Raw genomic sequence first — 15,727 nt, forward strand, 5'->3', positions numbered from 1 at the left:
CGATGGAGGTCATCGTCCCCTTTTCGACCGACCGCCCGAAGTCACGGCTCTCCGCCGCCCTCTCGCCGGACGAGCGCTCGGCGTTCGCGCGCTCGATGCTCGACGACGTGCTCGATGCGGTCGAGGGGGCCGGCGGTGAACCGACGGTGTTGGCGACGGGCGCCGTCGACGTCGACCCGCCGGTCACGGTCGACGACCGGCCGCTGACGGCGGCCGTGAACGCGGCGCTGGACGCGCGGCTGGGCGGAGACGGCGAGGATGACGCCGGGGCCGACGGCTCCCCCGAGCCGGTCGCCGTCGTGATGGCCGACCTCGCGCTTGCGACCCCAGCGGCGCTCGATCGGCTCTTCGAGGCCGGCCGGGACGCCGACGTCGCTATCGCGCCGGGCCGCGGCGGCGGCACGAACGCGTTCGTCGCCTCGCACCCCGAGTTCCGGGTGGACTACCACGGCGCGTCGTACCTCGATCACCGCGGGATCGCGGCCGAGGTCGGCGCTGACTTCGTCGCGGTCGACTCCCACCGGCTCGGCACCGACGTCGACGAGCCCGACGACCTCGCGGAGGTGCTGATCCACGGCGAGGGGCGGGCGGCGGCGTGGCTCCGCGAAGCCGGCTTCGCGCTCGACGCGTCGGAGGGGCGCGTGGCGGTCGTTCGGGAGTGATCGACAGCCCGCTCGTCAACCGCCGTTCCGCGCCGATATTGACAAGTGAATGAGATTCTTACCGTACGCTAGAACGAATGTCGACACGAGGCGAAGAATCGGTCGCGGACACGCTCGGCGTCCCCCGAGACGATCTCTCGGTGTTCGTTACGCATCTCTGTCTCGTCGTCGGTGTCGTCTTCTTCCGATGGAGCATCGACGAGCTGATTCTCGTCTACCTGATCGAGATCGGGGTCACCATTCTCCTGTTCGCGACCGCCGCCCTGTTCGCGGCGCAACCGATCGACGACGGTGAGGCCGACAAGTGGGGAGAAGCGCCGAATCCGATCGAACTCCCTCTTCTCCCGCCGCTGTACAGGCGGAACGTCCGACTGGTCGCCAGGCAACTGCTCAACGGCGCCGGCTTCTTCTGTTTCTTCGCTTTGATCGCTGTGTCGGTGTTCGAGTTGGGCCTCTCCTCGCTGTCCTCGCTGTCGGTCGTCCTGACGATAGCCGCCGTCTGCGGGTCGCAGGCGGCGCAGGTCTGGCGTCAGTTCCTCGGCGACGGATCGTACCGAGACCGGTCGCCGGCGGACGCGCTCAAGCTCGCCCTCCGTCCCATCGGCCGACTGCTCGTTATCGCGCTGTACGTGATCGCACCGATAACCGTCGCGATCGGGTTCACGACGATCCTCGTACTCGACGTGGAGTCGGTCTCGGCCGTCCCGTACGGGGACACCCTCATCCTGCTGGCGTACGTCGTCCCCATCGGCGCCGCGAGCGTCTGGCTCCGAAACGACCGGTTCGAGATGGGCCTGTCATACTGAAAGCCGACCGACTCCGGCGAAACGAGAGCGGGCCGGCGAAACGAGAGCGATCGGCCTCACCCGCTACCCGCGACGTAACCGAATCCGGTATCTTCGAGGGGATCCGCAACCGCGATTCTTTTTAAACGCCGACCGCGAGTAGCGCCCGTGTTCGCCGGGGCCGACGAGTACGACGTCGACGTCGCGGTCGACGAGCGGGCGGTCGAGCGGCTGCTCTCGGTCCGCCCGGACGACGTCGAGGCCGCCGACCGGCTCACCTTCGCGCGGAACGTCTTCATTCCGCTCACCACGGCGTGCCGGTACACCTGTACGTACTGCACCTACTACGACGTGCCGGGCGAGGCGTCGCTCCTGTCGCCCGAGGAGGTGCGCGAGCAGTGCCGCGTCGGCGCCGACGCGGGCTGTACGGAGGCGCTGTTCACCTTCGGCGACGAGCCCGACGAGCGGTACACCGAGGTCCACGAGACGCTCGCGGAGTGGGGGTTCGACTCGATACACGAGTACCTCTACCGGGCCTGCGAGATCGCCTTGGAGGAGGGGTTACTCCCGCACTCGAATCCCGGTGACCTGACCGAGGCGCAGTTCGCCGACCTCCGCGAGGTGAACGCCTCGATGGGCGTCATGCTGGAGACGACCGCGGACGTCGACGCGCACTCGGGGGGGCGACGGAAGACGCCCGGCCAGCGGCTCAACACGATCCGGGCCGCGGGGCGGCAGGGCGTTCCGTTCACGACCGGCATCCTCGTCGGCATCGGGGAGGACTGGCGCGACCGCGCCGAGAGCCTTCTCGCGATCCGCGAGCTCCACGAGCGGTTCGGTCACGTCCAGGAGGTGATCGTGCAGAACGTCGTTCCCAACGAGCGATCGGACTTCCCGAAGCCGGACCTCGCGACGATGCGCCGGGTCGTCGCAATGGCCCGCGCGGCGCTTCCCCCGGAGGTGTCGGTCCAGGTGCCGCCGAACCTCTCGCCGGCGGCCGAGCTCGTCGACTGCGGGATCGACGACCTCGGGGGCGTCTCGCCCGTGACGGACGACTACATCAACCCCGCCTACGAGTGGCCGGACCTCCGCGAACTCGAGGCGGTGGCGGACGCGGGGGGCGTCCCGCTGCGCGAACGCCTCCCGACGTACGCGCGGTTCCTCCCGGACGACGTCCGGCCCGCGGGCGTCGAGCCCGCCCCCGAACCCGACGGTCGCGAGGCGTGGATCCCCCCGGCAGTCCGGGAACGGATCGCAGCGGACGACGTCCACGGCCGGCGGCTGCGCGCGGTCGCGCGCGGCGACGGGCCGCTCGCGGTTCGGAGCGACTGAGTCCTCGCGGTCCATCGCGTCGTAGCCGCCCGTCACACCGGACGTAAACAACCGCGCTGCCAGTAGCTTCTTTATATAGTCGCGTCAATGAGTGGACGATGTACCCATTACAGCTCGACGCGATCACGAACGCGGTCGACGTGGCGGCGATCGCGACGACGGCGCTCCGGTTCGTCGCCGGCTTCGTCGCCGTGTTGCTCCTCGGAAAGCTCGCCTTGGTTCCGGGTTTCAGACGGGTCGCCAGATCGCGCGGGTTCGACGAGGCGGTGGTGAGCCTCGGGACGAACGTCCTCAACGCCGTCGTCTGGGTGGCCGCGATCGCGATCGGCTTCGCCGTGGCCGGCTACGGGAGCTTCCTCTCGGCGTTCGCGGTGTTCGGCGGCGCCATCGCGCTCGCGGTCGGCTTCGCGGCCCAGGACCTCCTCGGCAACTTCGTCGCCGGCGTGTTCATCCTCAAGGACAAGCCGTTCCAGGTCGGCGACTGGATCGAGTGGGGCGGTAACGCCGGCCGCGTCGAGGATATCGACCTGCGCGTCTCGCGCGTCCGGACGTTCGACAACGAGCTGGTGACGGTGCCGAACGGCGACCTCGCGAACAGCGCGGTGACGAACCCCGTCGCCTACGACACGCTCCGACAGAAGTTCGTCTTCGGGATCGGCTACGACGACGACATCGAGGAGGCGACCGACATCATCGTCGAGAAGGCGGAGGCGCACGAGGAGATCCTCGACGACCCGGGCGTCTCCGTCCGAGTCACCGAGCTCGGCGACTCCGCGGTCGGACTCCAGTCGCGCTGGTGGATCGCCGACCCCGACCGCGGCGACTTCGTCCGCGTGCGCTCCGAGTACGTCACCGCGGTGAAGGAGGCGTTCGACGACGCCGGCATCGACATGCCGTACGTCCACCGGCAGCTCACCGGGAGCGTCGAGGTCCTCGAATCGGTCGCGGACGGCGAGTAGCGCGCGAGGCTCCGACGGCCCGACGACGACCGGAACCCGCGAGGCTCCGACCCCTCGCGGGACCCGACGTGTCGGTCCGAGTCACCCGACCTCTTCTTCCGCGTCGCCCGCGTCGGGCCGGTACTGCCGGCTGACGGCCTGCCAGCGGTTCGACCGGAACCGGTAGCCGTTCAGCCCGGCGGGCACGAGCTTTTCGGCCACCAGCGCCCCGTACAGGCCGCCGACGCCGAGCGGCGTGACGAGACCGACGAGCGCGACCGGGAGCGCGAACGCGTACAGCCCGATCATCGACGCGACGAAGGGCCAGCGCGTGTCGCCCGCGCCGCGCAGCGACCCCGTGACCGAGCCGTCGATCCCGAGCGGCACGGCCGAGACCGCGGCCGCGATGACGAACGCGGCGGTGGCGCTCACCGCGGCCGGGTCGTCGACGAAGACGCCCGCGATCGGCGTGGCGGCGGCGATCACCGCGGCAGACGCGAGGACGTAGACGACGGCTGACAGGGCGATCACGTCGCGGCCGTAGGCGGTCGCGAGCGACTCCTCGCCCGCGCCGAGCCGCTGGCCGACGAGCGTGCTCGCGGCGATCGAGAAGCCCCAGCTGAAGCTGCCGAGCAGGGCCCGCACCCGGCGACCGACCTCCAAGGCGGCGACCGTCGCGTCGCCGAACGACGACGCGACCCAGAGAAGGGGGAAGACGACGACACCCTCGGCCACTCGCCGCGCGATCAGCGGCGCGGAGACTCGGAGCAGCTGCCGGGTCAGCCCGGCGTCGAACCACGGGCCGGAACGCCCGACCGGGACCGGGGAGGCGCCGCGGCCGAAGTAGGACCGACCGGTCATCCCCCACGCGAGGACGAGCCCGACGGCGGCGATGGAGACCGCGGTGCCGAGCCCCGCCCCGAACACGCCCAGTCCGGCCCCGAGGACGAGCCAGACTGTGAGGACGACGTTCAGCAGGGCGCCGCCGGCGCGCGCGACCATCGGGGTGCGGGTGTCGCCGACGCCGGCGTACGTCCGGCTGGCGATCATGTTGAAGAACTCGAAGGCGAGCGCGGGCGCCGTGACGGCGAGGTAGGTGGTCCCCGCGGACAGCGCCGCCCCGTCGCCGCCCACGAGTCCGATCAGCCGCTCCGCGCCGAGAACGTAGCCCGCGACGATCGGCGCGACGAGCAGGGCGGCCACGATCAGCGACTGCTTCACGACGAGCCCCGCCCGCCCGCGCTCGTCGCCGCCGTAGTTCTGCGAGACCAGCGAGACGGTGCCGCCCGCGAGCCCAATGGAGACGAACTTCGCGAGCTGCCAGAACGCGAAGGCGTACCCGAGCCCGGCGACCGCCGAGACGCCGACCGCGTAGCCGATCACCGCGAGGTCGACGGTGTTCTTCGACATGATCGCGAAGCCCGTCACGATCCGGGGCCACGCGAGCCCCATCGTCTCGTCGAGCCGCGACCGGTCGATGACGCCGGCCCGGTCGAGCGCGCCGGCGACCGCCTCGCCGACGCGCGCGGCGCCGTTCCGGAGCCGGGATAGCATTGGACCGGCGTAGTGGGCGAGCCGGCTTGTGTCTGTCTGTCCGCGTCACGAGGGGAGCCGTCGGTCGGCGTCAGCCCCCTTCGAGCAGGGACCGAGCCCGCCGGACGTAGCTGTTCGCGTCCCAACTGCGAGCGTCGCCGACCGCGTCGAGGACCGTCCTCGCGTCAGCAGGCGAGAGCGCGTCTGTTCGGACGAACGCGGAGAGGAGGGTCGGCGTCGTGACGAGCCGCGTGTCGGCGAGCGACGCGTGGATCAGGCCGAGCTGGTTGAACTCGTCACAGAGCAGCAGCGCGGCGTCGAGGTCGTTCGAGAGGGCGACGGCGGCGTTCTCGCCGTCGTCGAGCGGAAACTCAGTGTCGAGTTCGACCGACCGGGCCGAGATCGCTTCGGTTCGGTCGAGGACGGAGGCCGCGGCGCGACCGTGCGCGTCGTCGTACGAGGCAGTCTCCCGGAGCTCTTCAACGACCACCGACGGAACGACGACCTCGTACCGCCCCACGCAGATCGAGAGGGGATCGGGATCGTCGCCGGCGGCGATCCCAAGGCTCACGAGACCGGACGTGTCCGCGACGAGCCGGGACATCTACGCGTCGGCGACCTCGTCGACGAACCCCTCGTCCAACTGCCGCTTCAGTACCCGAAGGTTCGCGGCCTCCTCGGCGCCGACGAGCGCCTTGAGCTGCTCGAAGGAGATCTCGTCGTCGTAGTACGCCGCCGCGATCTCCTGGGTGAGTGCGTCGTCGTGAGCGGCCTCCTGAAGGTACTCCCGCAGCGCCGTCACGAGGATGTCCGTCCGGTCTTCCCCGAGCACGTCCGCGAGCGCGTCGGTCCGGTCGATGAGACGGTGCGGCGCCCGAAACTGGACCCGTTTCTTGTCGCTGCTCATCGTGTGTACATCGTGAGCCAACCCACTTAGCGCTTGGCGTGTGTACACTGTGAGCCTCGGGGTCGGTTCGAGGGAGTCGTCTCGGTGACCCGGCTTCGGAGCGCAACCGTTTTCACCGAACCACCGACGCGTACCACATATGAATATCAACGAGTGGCGGACGTACCTCGTCACGGCGGCGAGCCGCTCCAAGGGGAGGAAGACCCCGGAGGTCGTCGCGGCCGCGCTCGACGGCGGCGTCGACGTCGTCCAGCTCCGCGACAAGGCGACGAGCGCGCGGGAGCGCTACGAGACGGGGCTCCGGCTCCGCGAGCTGACCGCCGAGGCCGGCGTGCCCCTGGTCGTCAACGACCGGATCGACCTCGCAAGCGCGGTCGACGCCGACGGCGTCCACCTCGGCCAGTCGGACCTCCCGGTCGCGGTCGCTCGGGAGCAGCTCGGCGAGGACGCCGTCGTCGGCGTCTCGGCCTCGACGATCGAGGGGGCCGAGGCGGCCGAGGCGGCCGGCGCGGACTACCTCGGCGTCGGCGCCGTCTACGGCACCGAATCGAAGGACGTGTCCGGCGACCGCGACGGGATCGGCGTCGAGCGGATCGCCGCGGTCGCCGAGGCGGTGGAGATCCCGGTCATCGGGATCGGCGGGATCGACGCCGACAACGCGGCGCCCGTCGTCGAGGCGGGCGCGACCGGCGTGGCGGTCCTGTCGGCGATCACGGCCGCCGAGGACCCGGAAGCGGCGACCGCGGCGATCCGGGAGGCGGTGACGAGGTGACCCGGCCCCGTCGGCGGGGCGCCGACCGAACCGGCGCGCCCGGCCCGCTCACCAGTCGCGTTCGAACTCGGGGTCGAACAGCCGCGCCGACATCGGTGCCGGGTCGCCCTCGGTGAGGTTGTACTCGGAGAAGTCGGTGACGCCAGCCTCGCGGAGCAGGGCCTCGTCGTAGAAGCTCTCGCCCGTACACTCGGCGGGGTCGCGCGCGAGGATCTCGAGGACGGCGTCGGAGACGATCTCGGGAGTGCGCCAGTCGTCCTCGGTCCCGAGGCCGAAGTAGCGCGTCGCGCGGGTGTCGATCGTCGTCACCGGCCAGAAGGTGTTACAGCCCACGTCGTCGCTCGCCAGCTCCTCGGCGAGCGAGAGCGTGACGAACGACATCCCGAGCTTCGACCAGGCGTACGGCGCCTTGCCCGGCGAGCGGTCGGTCGTGACCGGCGGGGCGTTCGTCAGCAGCCACGCCTCGTCGAGCCCCGCGAGGTGGTCGGCGAACGCGTGCGCGACGAGGTGGGTCCCGCGGACGTTCACGTCCGTCAGGAGGTCGAACCGGTCCGCCGGCAGGTCGGCGACGTTCGCCAGCTGGATCGCGCTGGCGTTGTTGATCACGATGTCGACCTCGCCGAAGCGATCGATGGACTCCTCGACGACCGCCTCGACGCGCTCTTCGTCGCGGAGGTCGAGTTCGAGCGCGAGCGCCTCCGGGCCGCGCTCGCGCACCTCGCGGGCGGTCTGCTCGATCGACCCCGCCAGTTCGGAGTCGTCGTCGTCCGTCGTCTTGCCCGTCGAGACGATATTACACCCGTGGTCGGCGAGCGCGAGCGCGATCTGCTTGCCGATGCCGCGAGTCGTTCCGGTGATGAACGCCGTCGAGCCCGAGAGGTCGGGGTCCGCGAGTGGCATACCCCCCCTTCGACCGACCGCGGGATAATTCTCGGTGGTCGCGTCGCGAGACCGACGGGGCTGTATTTAAAAGCCGATTAGTGGCGGCGACGATCATTTATAAATGAACGACGCGGTGGCGCGTGCCGACGAGCGGCCGAAGGCCGCGAGTCGCCCGCGCGAGGGAGTCGCTGGCGGCGCCAGCCGCCAGCGACGAGGCTGGGGAGGTGTGAGGTGCTGTTGCGGTGCTGGGCGGGACTCAAAGGGGCAGCTGCGAGGACGCCGCAGACGACGTAAGCACCGCAGCGAGCAACGCGAGCGAGGAGCGCAACGAGTGTGCGGCGTCCTCGCAGCTGGGGCTTTGGCGGTGTTCACCGCCGATCTGCGAACAGATATTTATAAGCGAGCGGCTGGGCTTTGGCGGTATCTTCAGTTGCTCCGTCAGCAATCACTTATAAATGAACGGCTAGGGCTTCGGAGGTATTCACCGGCCCGGACTCGATCCACTCTTATCGCGTCGCGGACTTCCACTCCCGAAGCCCCAACCGCTCGCCGTTCAGGTCCTCGGCGGGCGCCTCGGTGGCGGCCCAGACGAACAGCGGCGCGACGCTCTCGGGGTCGCGGGCGCGCTCCTTCCCGGTGAGGTCGGTGGCGACGAGGCCGGGGTCGACGACCCCGACGGTCGCGTCGAGGTCCGCGGCGAAGCCGCGCGCGACCGCCTCGGCGGCCGCCTTCGACACCGCGTACGCGCCCATCCCGGGCTTCGACTCGGCCGCGACCGCGCCCGACGGGACGACGACGCGCGCGTCGTCGGCGAGGTGGGGGACAGCCTCGGTGATCGTCGCGAACACGCCGCGCGCGTTCGTGCGCATCGTGTCGTCGTAGTCGGCGTACGAGAGCTCGTCCGTCGGGCTCTCGCCCGGCGCGCCGTGGAACACGCCGGCGTTCGCGAAGACGACGTCGACCGGGCCGGCCTCGCGGGCGACGCGCTCGAAGAAGCGTTCGAGGTCGAACTCGTCGCGCACGTCGACGCGGTCGCCCCACGCGGTGCCGCGCTCGGCGTCCGCGTCGCCCCCCGGGTCGCCGTGGCCCCCGTCTCCGTCCTCACCCTCGCCGCCAGCGCCGTCGTCTCCGCCGCCCGACTCGCCGCCCTCGCCGTTCAGCGCCGCGACGGTCCGATCGACGGCCGCGCCGTCGCGGCCGGAGACGGCGACGAACGCCCCCTCGTCGACGAACGCCTCGGCGACGGCTCTCCCGATCCCGCTCGTTGCGCCGGTGATCGCGACCGTCAGGTCCATGTGGAAACCGGTACGCGCGTCGGCGACTTAGTGGTATCCACTCGCCGCATCTGGCCGGTATTTATACCGATTCCGTCCGTACGTTCTCACATGGACGTGGTCCCGGACATCGACGGCGTCGCCGGCGAGTCCGTCGTCGTTATCGGCGGCGGATTCGGCGGCCTCTCGACGGCCTGTTACCTCGCGGACGCCGGCGCGGACGTCACCCTACTGGAGAAGAACGAGCAGCTCGGCGGCCGCGCCAGCCGGCTCGAAGTCGACGGCTTCCGGTTCGACATGGGGCCGTCGTGGTACCTGATGCCGGACGTCTTCGAGCGCTTCTTCGGCCACTTCGGCCGGTCGCCCGACGAGTTCTACGAGCTTGAGCGGCTCGACCCGCACTATCGGGTGTTCTGGAAGGACGGGGACATGGTCGACGTGCTGCCGGACCGCGAGAAGAACAGGGAGATATTCGAGTCGTACGAGCCGGGCGCGGGCGACGCGTTCGACGCGTACCTCGAGGAGTCCCAGCGGACCTACGAGATCGGGATGGAGCACTTCGTGTACGAGGACCGCCCGCGGCTGCGCGACTACGTGGACAAGGACGTGCTCCGCTACTCGTGGGGGCTCTCGCTGCTCGGCAAGATGCAGGGGCACGTCGAGGACTACTTCGACCACCCGAAGCTCCAGCAGCTGATGCAGTACACGCTCGTGTTCCTCGGCGGCTCGCCGACGAACACGCCGGCGCTGTACAACCTGATGAGCCACGTCGACTACAACATGGGCGTCTACTACCCGGACGGCGGGATCGGCGCCGTCGTCGACGGCATCGTCGAGCTCGCCGAGGAGCTCGGCGTCGAGTTCGTCACCGACGCCGAGGTGACGGGCATCGAGGGGCGCTACGGCGCGTTCGCGGTCGACACCGAGAACGGCGAGCGCTACCTCGCCGACCGCGTCGTCTCCGACGCCGACTACGCGCACACCGAGCAGGAGCTGCTGCCCGAGCACAAGCGGCAGTACACGGAGGAGTACTGGGAGTCGCGGACGTACGCGCCCTCCGCGTTCCTGCTGTACCTCGGCGTCGAGGGCGACGTGCCGAACCTCGAACACCACACGCTCGTCCTCCCGACGGACTGGGACGAGCACTTCGAGCAGATATTCGACGATCCCGAGTGGCCCGACGACCCCGCGTACTACCTCTGCGTCCCCTCGAAGACCGACGACACGGTCGCACCGGAGGGGCACAGCAACCTCTTCGCCTTGGTGCCGATCGCGCCCGGGCTGGCCGACACCCCGGAGATCCGGAACCGCTACCGCGACCTCGTCATCGACGACATCGCGGCGAACACCGACACCGACCTGCGCGGCCGGGTCGTCGTCGAGGAGACGTTCTCGGTCGACGACTTCGCGGACCGGTACAACAGCTACGCGGGCAGCGCGCTCGGGTTAGCGCACACGCTCACGCAGACCTCGCTTTTGCGCCCGCCCCACACCTCCGACGCGGTCGACGGGCTCTACTTCACGGGCTCGACGACGACGCCCGGCATCGGCGTCCCGATGTGTCTCATCAGCGGGGGGCTGACCGCGGAAGCGATGGCCGACGACGACGTGTGATCAGCGCCGTGAGCGACCAGAACCGATCCGCGACCGACGGCGACCGAGCCGCCCCGGAGGAACGGGACCGCTCCGCCAGCACCGGCCGCGAGGGGCTCCGGTACCTACTGGTGCTGTCGCGGCCGCGCTTCTGGCTCTACCTCGCCGGGCCGGTCGCGGTCGGCGTCACCTACGGCATCGACGCCGTGAGCGGGCTGTTCACCCCCGTCACCGTCGCGCTCGCGCTCTACTTCCTCGTTCCGGCCAACGTGTTCCTCTACGGCGTCAACGACGTGTTCGACGCCGACATCGACGAGCTGAACCCCAAGAAGGAGGGCCGAGAGGCGCGCTGGCGGGGGAGCCGGTTCGTGATCGCCGCAGTCGTCGCGTCCGGCGCGCTCGGACTCGCGACGCTCGCGATCACGCCCCGGGTCGCGTGGCCGTACCTGCTCGGCTTCCTCGTCCTGGCGGTCGGCTACAGCGCGCCGCCCGCCCGCTTCAAGACGACGCCGTTCCTCGACTCGCTGTCGAACGGGCTGTACGCGCTCCCGGGCGCGGCGGCGTACGCGACCGTCGCGGGGACGCACCCGCCGCTCGCGGCGCTCGCCGGCGCGTGGCTCTGGACGATGGGGATGCACACGTTCTCGGCGATTCCGGACATCGAGCCCGACCGGGCGGCGGGGATCGACACGACCGCGACGTTCCTCGGCGAGGGGCGCACGTACGCGTACTGCTTCGCGGCGTGGACCGCCGCGGCGGCCGCGTTCTGGCTCGTCGACTTCCGCCTCGGCGCGCTGCTCGGGGTGTACCCCGTCTTCGTCGCGTGGGTCGCGCGCTCGTCCGTCTCGGTCGACCGCGCGTACTGGTGGTTCCCCGCGCTGAACACCGTCGTCGGCACGCTGCTGTCGATGGGCGGCCTCTGGCGGGTGTACCCGCTCTGGGAGGCGCTGCCGTGACCGACGGCGACGGCGGGTCGACTGAGGTAGCGTCCGCCGCCGCGACGAGTTCCGGACTCGACGCGCTCCGCGAGCGCGCGCCGGACACGCGCCGCGAGGCGGAGGCGCTGCTGGACCGGATCGTCCGCGAGAACCGCTTCACCATCGCGGTCGTCTTCCCGCTCGTGGGGGCGATCGCGCTCGTCGGCAGCGCCGAGGGATGGGTGCCCGAGCCGTTCGCGTTCCACCCGTGGTTCGTGCTGTTCGGCGTTATCGTGATGCGCTCGCCGCTCGTCGTCGGCGTGCTGCCGACGATAGACCGCCGGGCGCTCGGCTGGATCGGCGCCTTGACCGCGTACACGTACCTCATCGAGGGGGTCGGGGTCGCGACCGGGTGGCCGTACGGCGAGTTCGCGTACACCGTCGACCTCGGGCCGATGCTCGGGGGCGTGCCGGTCGCGCTCCCCGTCTTCTTCATCCCGCTCGTCACCAACGCCTACCTGCTCTGCCTGCTGCTGCTCGGCCCGCGGGCCGACAGCGTGTGGGTCCGGCTGGCGACGGTGATCCCGGTCGTCGTCGCGATGGACGTCGTCTTAGACCCCGGCGCCGTCTCGCTCGGCTTCTGGGACTTCGGCGGCGGCGCGTTCTACGGCGTCCCGCTGTCGAACTACGCCGGCTGGGTGCTGTCCGCGATCGTCGCGGTGGTCACGCTCGACCGCGCGTTCGCGGCGGCCGGGATCCGCGAGCGGCTCCGCGACTGCGAGTTCATGCTCGACGACATGGTGAGCTTCGTGATCCTCTGGGGCGGAATCAACGTCTGGTTCGGGAACCTCCTGCCCGCGGCGGTCGCGGCCGCGTTCGGCGCCGGCCTCGTCCGCGCCGACCGGTTCGACACGAGCCTGTTCACCGAGTGGCGCCGGTCGTGAGGGTCGGAGTCCCGGCGAGTCCGGCTCGCGAGTCGCCGCGGACCGACTCGGTTGCGCTTAAATACCGGTGTCTCGTTTCCCCGACCGTGACCGACGGCTGCGACCGCGGCGGACGACGGAACAGGGAGGACGGACGGCGATGAGCGACCTCGCCATCGACTACGGCGACCACGACCGGGTGCGCGAGGTCGTCGACCGGCTGACCTACTGCGCCGAGGGCGTCAGCGTCTCCTTCGACGGGTGGGAGGAGCCGCACGTGAAGGGGCCGGGGCTCTACTTCGCCGTCATCGGCGACAGCGACTACGGCGCGTACGCGGACCCGATGGGCGACAACCGCTGGCCGCGGGACACCTGTCCGTCCGTCTTCGACGGGGACGCGCTCTCGGCTGCCGCCGAGTCGGTGAGCGTCGCGCAGGACGGCGGCGTCGTCGTCGCCGTCGACGGCGAGGTCGAGAGCCAGATGGTCCGGTTCCGCGACCTCGGCACCCGCGACGAGGAGGCAGAGCTCGTCGACGACGTGAGCTACGAGCCGTGGATGGGGTCGCGCCACATGAGCGCGATCGAGACCTCCGTCCGCCCGGAGGTCGTCGCGACGGTGACGCTGAGCGAGGAGACCGGGCGCGTCAGCGTCTTCCGCGACGGCGAGGCGAACAGCATGCGGCGCGAGGAGATCGGCGGCCGCTGGCGCGGCGAGTAGCGCTCCCCGCCTCCGGCGCCGACTCCGCGCGCGGCGGGAAGCGCTCCCGGACGCCGACACCGAGGCCCCACCGTTAAGCCCCGGCCGCGCGAACGTCGAGACATGTACGACGAGATCCTGGTGCCGACCGACGGGAGCGAGGCCGTCGACCGCGCGCTCGACCACGCGATCCGGCTCGGGACGGACCACGACGCGACGCTCCACGCGCTGTACGTCGTCGACCAGCGGGTCACGACCGCGAACTCGGGGGACCTCCACGAGGAGGTCGTCGCGGACCTCGAATCGCAGGGGGAAAGCGCGGTCGACGCGGTCGCCGACGCGGCGAGCGAGGCCGGCCTCGACGTCGAGACCCACGTCGCGCACGGCACGCCGGACACGGAGATCGTCGAGTACGCGGACGAGTCCGGCATCGACGTGATCGTGATGAGCCCGGAGGGGAAGTCGCCGCGCGAGCGGATCCGGTCGCTCGGCAGCGTCTCCGACCGCGTCGCCGACGACGCGTCGGTGCCGGTGTTCCTCATCAAGTGACGGCCGTCCGCGACTGAAGCCGCGGGGTTCAGGTGGATCCGGACGCGACCCGTCCGCATGGAACTCACCGTGCTCGGGTCCGGCAGCGCGATGCCGGTCCCCGACCGCGCGCAGGCCGGCTACCTCCTCGACGACGGCGACCGCTCGCTGCTCGTCGACTGCGGCAGCGGCGTCCTCCAGCGGCTCGCCGGCACGGAAACCGGCTACGAGGGCGTCTCGACGGTCCTCCTCACGCACCACCACCTCGACCACGTCGCGGCGCTCCTCCCGCTCCTGAAGGCGCGCTGGCTCGCCGGCGAGGAGCACCTCGAAGTCGTCGGCCCCGCGGGCACGAAGTCGCTCGTCGACGGCCTGCTCGACGTCCACGACTATCTCGACGGCCGGATCGACCTCGCGATCCGGGAGGTGTCGGCGTCGCGCCCGTTCGCCGCGGGGGGGTTCGACGTGACCGCGCGCGAGACGCGCCACTCGGTGGAGGGGTTCGCCTACCGCTTCTCGCCGCCGAGTTCGGACGCCGAGGCCAGCGACGGGCCGCTCGCGCTCTCGGGCGACACCGAGGCGTTCGCGGGGATGGGACGGTTCGCGGACGGCGTCGACTGCCTCGTCCACGACTGCTCGTTCCCGGACGACGTCGACGTGTCGAACCACCCGACGCCGACGAGCCTCGGCGAGTCGCTCGCGGGCGCCGATATCGGGACGCTCCTCCTCTCGCACCTCTACCCGCACACCGGCGGCCGCGAGCGCGAGATGGAAGAGAGCGTCCGCGACGCGGGGTTCGACGGCGAGGTGCGCGTCGCGACCGACGGGCTCCGCGTGTCGCTGTGAGGGGGCGGCGAGTCCGGAATCGTAACCGACCGCCGACCGCGTCGCGGCCGCGACGTAACCGCTGAGTGTTACGCACTCACACGTTCGACCCGGATATTTAAGCGCGCGTAGTCGCTTCTCTCCGCCATGGCCGGCCCACTCGCGGACGACTTCGGACGGGAGGTGACCGGGGTGCGGATCTCGCTCACCGACCGGTGTAACTTCGACTGCGTCTACTGTCACAACGAGGGGTTAGGCGACACGCGCGGGCCGATGGAGCCGAGCGACGAAGAGATGAGCGCCGACGACGTGGTCCGCTTCTTGGAGGTCGTCGAGGGGTACGGCGTCGACGCCGTGAAGTTCACGGGCGGCGAGCCGATGCTCCGGCAGGACCTCGAAGCGATCATCGAGCGCACGCCCGACTCGATGGAGGTGTCGATGACGACGAACGGCACGTTCCTCCCCGGGCGCGCCGAGGACCTGAAGGCCGCCGGGCTCGACCGCGTCAACGTCTCGCAGGACGCGCTCGACCCGGACGACTTCGCGGAGGTGACCAAGTCGGGCGCCTACGAGAAGGTCCTCGAAGGCGTGAAGGCCGCCGTCGACGCCGGGCTCGACCCCGTGAAGCTCAACATGGTCGTGTTCACGCACACCGCGGGCTACGTCGAGGAGATGGTCGAGCACGTCGCGGACAACGAGGGGCTCCAGCTCCAGCTCATCCAGTACATGCCGGAGCTGACCGGCAAGCCCGAGTGGAACGTCGACATCGGGCGCGTCCACGACTGGCTCGCCGAGAAGGCCGACCGCGTCGAGCACCGCGAGATGCACGACCGGAAGCGCTACTTCGTCGGCGAGGCGAGCGACGACGAGACGGGCGGCATGGTCGAGATCGTCGACCCCGTCGAGAACGAGGAGTTCTGCGCCAACTGCGGCCGCGTCCGCGTCACCCACGAGGGGTACCTGAAGGGCTGTCTCAACCGCAACGACGACCTCCGCTCGATGGGCGAGATGACGCGCGAGGAGATAGCGGAGACGTTCGAGGACGTGGTGGCGAACCGCGTGCCCTACTACGGCGAGTACCTGATCGAGGGCGAGGACGGCGAGTACGAACTGAACGAGAAGTACCTCGGGACGCCGAGCGCGGCGGATTGAGGGTCGG

The 15,727-nt window shown here is 70.6% G+C and carries 17 protein-coding genes; 12 read left to right on the forward strand and 5 right to left on the reverse strand.

Features of this window, described 5'->3' with window-relative positions; genetic code table 11:
* Positions 1-2: 2 nt before the first annotated feature.
* The 4 genes from cofC (at position 3) to DVK07_RS09160 (ending at position 3,738) form a co-directional block, all read left to right on the forward strand.
* Positions 3-662 (forward strand): 2-phospho-L-lactate guanylyltransferase, encoded by a 660-nt coding sequence (gene cofC / locus DVK07_RS09145; protein WP_121596764.1) that lies wholly within the window; start codon positions 3-5, stop codon positions 660-662.
* A gap of 77 nt (positions 663-739) precedes the next feature.
* On the forward strand, positions 740-1,468 hold the full coding sequence (locus DVK07_RS09150) for a DUF6498-containing protein (RefSeq protein WP_121596765.1): 729 nt from the start codon (positions 740-742) through the stop codon (positions 1,466-1,468).
* A 147-nt stretch (positions 1,469-1,615) separates the two neighbouring features.
* On the forward strand, positions 1,616-2,779 hold the full coding sequence (gene cofG / locus DVK07_RS09155; RefSeq protein WP_121596766.1) for a 7,8-didemethyl-8-hydroxy-5-deazariboflavin synthase subunit CofG: 1,164 nt from the start codon (positions 1,616-1,618) through the stop codon (positions 2,777-2,779).
* A 98-nt stretch (positions 2,780-2,877) separates the two neighbouring features.
* Positions 2,878-3,738 carry a mechanosensitive ion channel family protein gene (locus DVK07_RS09160; RefSeq protein WP_121596767.1) on the forward strand — a complete coding sequence of 287 codons (861 nt, stop codon included), beginning with the start codon at positions 2,878-2,880 and terminating at the stop codon, positions 3,736-3,738.
* An 81-nt stretch (positions 3,739-3,819) separates the two neighbouring features.
* Here the strand turns inward: DVK07_RS09160 and DVK07_RS09165 are convergent, their stop codons facing one another.
* The 3 genes from DVK07_RS09165 to DVK07_RS09175 all read right to left on the reverse strand — a co-directional run bounded on the left by DVK07_RS09165 (position 3,820) and on the right by DVK07_RS09175 (position 6,157).
* Positions 3,820-5,271: an MATE family efflux transporter gene (locus DVK07_RS09165; protein ID WP_121596768.1), complete on the reverse strand. Its 1,452-nt coding sequence runs from the start codon at positions 5,269-5,271 to the stop codon at positions 3,820-3,822.
* A gap of 70 nt (positions 5,272-5,341) precedes the next feature.
* On the reverse strand, positions 5,342-5,854 hold the full coding sequence (locus DVK07_RS09170) for a hypothetical protein (protein ID WP_121596769.1): 513 nt from the start codon (positions 5,852-5,854) through the stop codon (positions 5,342-5,344).
* Complete coding sequence (locus tag DVK07_RS09175; protein ID WP_121596770.1) at positions 5,855-6,157, reverse strand: hypothetical protein; 303 nt, start codon at positions 6,155-6,157, stop codon at positions 5,855-5,857. It abuts the gene before it with no gap.
* 139 nt (positions 6,158-6,296) lie between these two features.
* Between DVK07_RS09175 and thiE the strand changes: the two genes are divergently transcribed.
* Positions 6,297-6,929 (forward strand): thiamine phosphate synthase, encoded by a 633-nt coding sequence (gene thiE, locus DVK07_RS09180; RefSeq protein WP_121596771.1) that lies wholly within the window; start codon positions 6,297-6,299, stop codon positions 6,927-6,929.
* A 48-nt stretch (positions 6,930-6,977) separates the two neighbouring features.
* On the opposite strand, the gene DVK07_RS09185 is transcribed toward thiE, so the two are convergent.
* Together DVK07_RS09185 and DVK07_RS09190 are read right to left on the reverse strand one after the other, a co-directional pair.
* The gene (locus DVK07_RS09185; protein WP_121596772.1) at positions 6,978-7,829 is read right to left on the reverse strand and encodes an SDR family oxidoreductase; all 852 of its coding nucleotides are present in this window, start codon (positions 7,827-7,829) and stop codon (positions 6,978-6,980) included.
* Between the two features lie 488 nt (positions 7,830-8,317).
* Positions 8,318-9,106, reverse strand: coding sequence for an SDR family oxidoreductase (locus DVK07_RS09190; RefSeq protein ID WP_121596773.1), 789 nt, complete (start codon positions 9,104-9,106; stop codon positions 8,318-8,320).
* 90 nt (positions 9,107-9,196) lie between these two features.
* On the opposite strand from DVK07_RS09190, the gene DVK07_RS09195 reads away from it, so the two are divergent.
* The 7 genes from DVK07_RS09195 to moaA all read left to right on the forward strand — a co-directional run bounded on the left by DVK07_RS09195 (position 9,197) and on the right by moaA (position 15,720).
* Positions 9,197-10,699 carry an NAD(P)/FAD-dependent oxidoreductase gene (locus DVK07_RS09195; RefSeq protein WP_121596774.1) on the forward strand — a complete coding sequence of 501 codons (1,503 nt, stop codon included), beginning with the start codon at positions 9,197-9,199 and terminating at the stop codon, positions 10,697-10,699.
* Positions 10,696-11,634 carry a prenyltransferase gene (locus DVK07_RS09200; RefSeq protein WP_121596775.1) on the forward strand — a complete coding sequence of 313 codons (939 nt, stop codon included), beginning with the start codon at positions 10,696-10,698 and terminating at the stop codon, positions 11,632-11,634. The genes DVK07_RS09195 and DVK07_RS09200 overlap by 4 nt, the downstream gene beginning before the upstream one ends.
* Entirely contained in the window at positions 11,631-12,539 is a 909-nt protein-coding gene (cruF, locus tag DVK07_RS09205) for a bisanhydrobacterioruberin hydratase (RefSeq protein ID WP_121596776.1), read from the forward strand. The genes DVK07_RS09200 and cruF overlap by 4 nt, the downstream gene beginning before the upstream one ends.
* A 139-nt stretch (positions 12,540-12,678) precedes the next feature.
* The gene (locus DVK07_RS09210) at positions 12,679-13,236 is read left to right on the forward strand and encodes a diadenylate cyclase (RefSeq protein ID WP_121596777.1); all 558 of its coding nucleotides are present in this window, start codon (positions 12,679-12,681) and stop codon (positions 13,234-13,236) included.
* A gap of 102 nt (positions 13,237-13,338) precedes the next feature.
* Complete coding sequence (locus DVK07_RS09215) at positions 13,339-13,764, forward strand: universal stress protein (protein ID WP_121596778.1); 426 nt, start codon at positions 13,339-13,341, stop codon at positions 13,762-13,764.
* A gap of 57 nt (positions 13,765-13,821) precedes the next feature.
* On the forward strand, positions 13,822-14,589 hold the full coding sequence (locus tag DVK07_RS09220) for an MBL fold metallo-hydrolase (protein ID WP_121596779.1): 768 nt from the start codon (positions 13,822-13,824) through the stop codon (positions 14,587-14,589).
* A 126-nt stretch (positions 14,590-14,715) separates the two neighbouring features.
* Complete coding sequence (gene moaA, locus DVK07_RS09225) at positions 14,716-15,720, forward strand: GTP 3',8-cyclase MoaA (protein ID WP_121596780.1); 1,005 nt, start codon at positions 14,716-14,718, stop codon at positions 15,718-15,720.
* Positions 15,721-15,727: the final 7 nt, after the last annotated feature.

Origin of the sequence: Halorubrum sp. Atlit-26R (assembly GCF_003666015.1) — an archaeon.
GTDB lineage: Archaea > Halobacteriota > Halobacteria > Halobacteriales > Haloferacaceae > Halorubrum.